This window comes from Virgibacillus xinjiangensis, from assembly GCF_042643145.1.
GTDB classification, from domain to species: Bacteria; Bacillota; Bacilli; order Bacillales; family Amphibacillaceae; genus Virgibacillus_O; species Virgibacillus_O xinjiangensis.
The window spans coordinates 1-4472 of the sequence record NZ_JBHRSA010000032.1 but is presented as its reverse complement, the minus strand read 5'-3'; the positions used below and the strand labels follow the sequence as shown (position 1 = coordinate 4472).

Annotated in this window: 4 protein-coding genes; all 4 read right to left on the bottom strand. The window is 41.9% G+C overall.

Features of this window, described 5'->3' with window-relative positions; translation table 11 throughout:
• Positions 1 to 179 precede the first annotated feature (179 nt).
• Positions 180 to 1136, bottom strand: coding sequence for a siderophore ABC transporter substrate-binding protein (locus ACFOGI_RS07905; RefSeq protein ID WP_390271068.1), 957 nt, complete (start codon positions 1134 to 1136; stop codon positions 180 to 182).
• A gap of 361 nt (positions 1137 to 1497) precedes the next feature.
• Positions 1498 to 2253: an iron ABC transporter ATP-binding protein gene (locus ACFOGI_RS07900; protein ID WP_390271065.1), complete on the bottom strand. Its 756-nt coding sequence runs from the start codon at positions 2251 to 2253 to the stop codon at positions 1498 to 1500.
• Positions 2247 to 3197 (bottom strand): iron chelate uptake ABC transporter family permease subunit, encoded by a 951-nt coding sequence (locus ACFOGI_RS07895; RefSeq protein ID WP_390271062.1) that lies wholly within the window; start codon positions 3195 to 3197, stop codon positions 2247 to 2249. Before ACFOGI_RS07895 ends, ACFOGI_RS07900 begins: the two co-directional genes overlap by 7 nt.
• A complete protein-coding gene (locus tag ACFOGI_RS07890) occupies positions 3187 to 4140 on the bottom strand; it encodes an ABC transporter permease (protein WP_390271059.1) in 954 nt (317 codons plus the stop codon). Before ACFOGI_RS07890 ends, ACFOGI_RS07895 begins: the two co-directional genes overlap by 11 nt.
• Positions 4141 to 4472: the final 332 nt, after the last annotated feature.

The window sequence follows — 4472 nt, the reverse complement described above, 5'->3', positions numbered from 1 at the left end:
TGCCTTTAGCTAACGGTTACAATGACCTTCACCGCTCGGGACTCGAACCCTAAAGCGTGCGCACATGCCGGGCACACAAAAGAGGTGTGCAGGTTCTATGATCAACCTGCACACCTCTTAATTTAAAGCCGTAATGAGATAACCGATATAACGCTTTGTCCTACAATCTGCTGCTCTTCTTACTCTGCTTCCGATTGCTCGATACTTGCTTCAATTTCCTTTATCATTTCAGAGACAGAGATGAGCCCTCCCCCAGAAAGATACCAGTAATCCGGATCCAGGTAATATATCTGATCGTTTTGATAAGCCTTTGTATTCTTTGTCAATTCATTTTCAACGATCTGCTTTGCTGAAGTCTCTCCTCCAACTACCGCTGTACGGTCTACAACATACAACAGGTCAGGGTCCTGCTCCATGACATATTCGGGTGAAACATTCATACCATGGGTGGATGCCTCAATCCCTTCATCTGACGCAGGAACACCAAACACATCGTGAATCAGACCAAAACGGGAGTTTGGCCCATAGGCACTGATCTTATCATCATTGGCGAGAATAATCAGTCCTTCTTTTTCCATATCACTGGTCTTCTCATTCAAGGAGGCAATCGAATCCTCTATCTCTGTCATCGTATCATCAATTTCTTCTTTCTTTCCGAAGATTTCCCCTACCTTGCTCATATTCTCCTTAAATGAGTCCATATACCTTGTGGTGTCTACCCCCAAGTGGACGGTTGGAGCAATCTCGGACAGCTGGTCATACAAACTTGCCTGACGTGCAGAAATAATGATTACGTCTGGATTGATTTCTGCAATCTTTTCAAAATCCGGCTCCTTCAAGCTGCCGATGTTCTCATATTCTTCACTATCATAATGGCTCAAGTAATCCGGCAGGCTCGTTTTGGAAACCCCCGCCACATTGACATCCAAATGATCAAGTGTGTCCAAAATACCATAATCGAATACCACTACATTCTCCGGATTCACCGGTACCTCTGTTTCTCCAAGTTCGTGTTCTATATTGACTGTTTCTTTATCTTCTGCATCTTCAGCATTCGTTCCTTCACTATCAGCCCCACACGCAGCCAGCAGTGTAAACAATGCCATGATGGATAACAACCATAATAATTTCTTCATGTTTCTACTCCTCTTTTCCCAGATTATTTATTTAAAATAGCAATTGCTGCAGTTCAGCAGGAAAGCGGCAGTTTTCGTTTATATGCAGTTGGGCCTATTTTGCCCGTCTTGATCACCTGGAACTTGCCGGCAAAGAAATGACCTGCCTTATTCAAGCAAAAAGATTTACCAGCAAAGTGATATAGGTTAGAATAATTGTAGTGGACTTCCTTTATATTGGAACAGCCGTGAGATACTGTTTCCATATAAAGGTTTTTTTATTTTTATGGACCGGCCCCTTCTATGCGAAAAGAAGGTTGGCCGGTCTTTTTTCTATATGTCTACCTCGTATACCGCCGCCACCGGCACCCTCCAGCTGCTATTAAAAATACACACATATCCTACGTTGATCGATTTCTTTGATGTCGATATCCATATCATAAATATCTTTCAATACACATTTATCAATCACATCGCAGGCCCTTCCCTGCTTTACAATCTTTCCATCCTTCAAAGCAACGATGTTATCTGAATAGCAGGAGGCGAAGTTGATATCATGGATGACAATCACAATCGTTTTCCCCATATCATTGACAAGTCTTCTCAGTGTCTTCATGATTTGTACGGAGTGTCTCATATCCAGATTGTTCAGCGGCTCATCAAGAAGTATATACTCTGTATCCTGGGCAATGACCATCGCTATATGCGCGCGTTGCCGTTGTCCGCCACTCAGCTCATCTAAGTATTTATCTTCCAAATCCCCAAGTTCCATATAATCGATGGCCTCATCGACCTTCTGCCAGTCTTCATCCTTCAGCCTGCCCTGGGAATATGGAAAACGGCCAAAAGAGACCAGCTCACGAACCGTCAATTTCAAGTTGATAGCATTTGTCTGCTTCAAAATGGAGATTTTCTTGGCAAGTTCATTATTTTTCACCTGCAGAATATCTTCCCCATCAATGGTGATTGCTCCATCATCTTTTGCTATCAGACGGCTGACCATGGAAATCAATGTACTTTTTCCTGCACCATTGGGTCCGATAAAAGAGGTGATTGTCCCTTTTTCTATATCTACCGACACATCATCAATGACTTTCTTTTGGTTATAGGTCTTGAATACATTTTTTATATTTACCATGACTTATTCTCCTTTAACAAAAGATATATGAAGTATACTCCACCAACAAAATTGATGATTACACTTATTGTTGTATCAAAGGCAAAAACTTTTTCGACAATGAATTGCCCGCCGAGCAGTGCAATGATGCTGATCAGGACAGAACCAAGGATAATGTAGAAATGGCGGTAAGTTTTCATAAATTCATATGCCACATTCACCACCAGTAGCCCAAGAAATGTGATAGGGCCAATCAATGCGGTTGCAATGGAAATCAACACAGCAACAATGATCAGAAGCTGTTTGACAACTGAATTGTACGGTACTCCCAGATTGATGGCATGGTCTTTGCCAAGCCCTAGTACATCCAGATACTTATAGAACCTGATGAAATACAACAGTACAAGTACAACCAGAATCGCCGAAAGGAACACCAACTCGGTATTGACATTGTTCACACTGGCAAACATCCGGTCCTGAGCAACCATGAATTCATTCGGGTCAATCAGAACCTGCATGAAATCAGTGAAGCTGCCAAAAAATGTTCCAAGAATCATCCCGATCAAAAGAAGGAAATAGATGTTGCTTCTCTCCCCCTTGAAAAGGAAGAGGTAAAGCAATAAAGAAAATAGCATCATAAGTACGACCGAGACAAGATAGTTAACATTGCTGTTCATCATTACCAGAGAATTTGCCCCGAAAATAAAGATAATCACTGTTTGAAGCAACATGTACAGTGAATCCAGTCCCATGACACTAGGGGTCAGAATCCTGTTATTGGTGATGGTCATGAAGATCACCGTCGCCAGGGCAATCGATCCCCCTGTCAGGATGATCGCCGCCACCCTGACCAGCCTCCTTGGCAAGATGTAACTGATATTACCGCTCAGGTCATAAAATATAAAAAGAAAGGTGAATGCTGCTGTGATAATGGCCAATATAGCTAATCTTTTTTTATAATCCATATCTTTTTCTCCTTAACAGCAGATAAATGAAGATTCCGCTGCCAATTACTCCCACAGTCAGACTGATTGGGACCTCATATGGATAAATGATGATTCTGCCAATGACATCGCAGAACAACACAAACACAGCACCCAGCAATGCAGTATGCAGCAAAGTCTTCTTTAAGTGATCACCTTGGTAGATCGTAACGATATTAGGAATGATCAGACCAAGGAAAGGAATGACCCCGACCGACAGTACAACAGATGCTGTCGCAAGGGCAGTAATCATGAGACCAAGATTTACGACCTGCCGGTAATTCAGGCCAAGGTTTTTGGCGAAATCTTCTCCCATTCCAGCAATAGTAAACTTATTGGCATATATATATGCTAGCAATAGAATGGGAACAGTGATGAACATCAATTCATAATTCCCGCTCATGATCATTGAGAAATCCCCTTGCATCCAGGAAGACATGTTCTGGATGAGGTCATTCTGATAAGCAAAGAATGTAGAAACAGAGCTGATAATGTTCCCGAACATCAAGCCGATCAGCGGGATGAAAATGGCATCCTTAAATTTAATTTTTTCGAGTATCTTCATGAAAATGAAGGTGCCCAACATCGCAAACACAAAGGAAACGAGCATTTTCTGTAATGGACTGGCTGCAGCAAACATCATCATGGATACAAGGATTCCAAGTCTAGCAGAATCAAGGGTACCCGCCGTTGTAGGAGAGACGAACTTGTTTCGGCTCAATTGCTGCATGATCAGTCCGCAGATGCTCATGCTCATCCCAGCAATCAGAATACTCAACAATCTCGGTATTCTGGTTGTCATCAGTACTTGTGTCTGACTTTCCGTCAGGCTGAATACATCAAATGGTGAAATGTCAGAGACACCGAGAAACACAGATGCCACTGATAGAATGATAAGGGCTAAAATTAAGTATCTTATTTTCATAGACCGACCTTCTCTTGAAAAGTCCTGGACCCCCTCCCCGATAAAGGGCTTTCATCCAGCCTTTTCATTTCCCCTGAATTGATTGATAAATTGCTTGTCAATAATAATTATTATCTTTTAGCAGTTCTAATTAATAATGATATTCATTATCAATTAGCTTCTTAATTCTCAGTATACCATATTAGTTATCTTCGTCAATGGATAACCATCTGTCGTTAACAAATTTTTTGAATACAAGAACAACTGGTCAATCATCTGTAGAATGCAATCGAGTAGGAGGAGGTGACTAACCTCCGTCCTCTCACACCACCGTACGTACGGACCCGTATACG